Raw genomic sequence first — 1,324 nt, 5'->3', positions numbered from 1 at the left:
TGGAAGAGTCAGAAGAAACTAGGGTTGAGCTATTCGATTATTTCGATGTAGGTGCAGGTGAAGAAGATGCAGTGGAGAAGGTGAGAAGGCTGTTTTTTGCCAATTTCTCTGTTTCTTCTTCACAAGAGGGAGAGGGTGAAGAAGATCCTGCTAGTGTCGATAGGTTGATTTCGCTGAGCTACAGCGAGGGAATGCAAGGTCCAGAGCTTGTTAATGACTATTATTCATGGTCTGTTTCTGATTATAAGGAAGCTCTGGTAGGTAGGGCTGAGCAGGCGCTTGATAACTCTATAGCAAGAAATGAAAAAAGGATGGATGCTCAGATTGATGCATACGAAGCTGATGTAGATGCTAGAATAACTCGTATGCGAGAAGCGGATGAGATAAAGATTAAGGAGCTTGTTGATAGCCTAAATGCTGAAAAGAAAGCTATTAAGTCTTTTCGAGAGAAGCGGATTCGTGATCTCGAGGAAGCCGAACGTATTGCAAGCATGATGGGGATAGAAAAGCCTACAACCCCTATCGACTTGGGTGGGCAGTCTTCTGAACGAGATATTATATATACTGGAATAAATTCGCAAAGCGGTCTTCCTCTCTATTTCATGGGGACAGACGCCCTCAGTTCAGAGAGGGAAGTCGTCGAGAGCAACCTCGAAAATGATGTAAAGAATGCTGAGATAATTCGTATCGAGAAGCAAATTGAAGAGGTGAGAAACAATAGGCAGATTGAGGCACTTGAGCAGAGGAAAGAAAACTCTCCTTTTGTGGAAGAGTATAATAAAATGGTGCAAGAGAATATCATGATGCGGGCAAATATTGTAAATGTGGATGATATTAGAGTTGCGGAAGTCATTCACTGGGCGTATCAGCCAAGCCAGCCGGACTCTCCAAGAAAGGCTCTGATATTGGCGCTGTCACTTGTGCTGGGCGGCATGGTCGGATTGTTCTTAGTGTTTGTTGTTAGAATGTTGCATAGTGTGAAAGGCTATCGTGAAGCTAAGGTTTGAGGAAGAACCTATTTTTGCGAGATCTTAGTGATGTAATGTTTCGTAGGTGAAGCATATATTATTCCTTTGCCTATCCGGTAAAGGAGACTCGCAATGCGATTCATCAGTTGCCCATCCTTCGTGGATGGGCTTTTTCTTTCTGCACCTGTAAAATCTTTCGTAGATCATGAGCTAATACAATCGGCCTTCGGCGGCGACCTGAAGCAAGCCAATCAGTTCTGGAAGGAAACCGGAACACGCCTCTATCATGTCTTGCCCTCGGACACGCTCAATGAGCTACGCGGTGACGAGTGTCGATTATTGCGATACCCGCCTGA

The 1,324-nt window shown here is 44.6% G+C and carries 2 protein-coding genes; both read left to right on the top strand.

The genetic code is table 11. The annotated features are described in order from the left end of the window. The coding region (locus tag LWH48_RS18085) for a GNVR domain-containing protein (RefSeq protein ID WP_232913672.1) at nt 1-1,007 on the top strand (1,007 nt) is incomplete at its 5' end. A gap of 93 nt (nt 1,008-1,100) precedes the next feature. Next, nucleotides 1,101-1,324: hypothetical protein (locus LWH48_RS18080; protein ID WP_232913671.1), on the top strand; the 224-nt coding region annotated here is incomplete at its 3' end.

This window comes from Halomonas sp. G15 (assembly GCF_021282295.1).
GTDB lineage: Bacteria > Pseudomonadota > Gammaproteobacteria > Pseudomonadales > Halomonadaceae > Halomonas > Halomonas alimentaria.
Note: the sequence above shows the minus strand (reverse complement) of the source record. Positions and strands in the feature narration are given on the sequence as shown.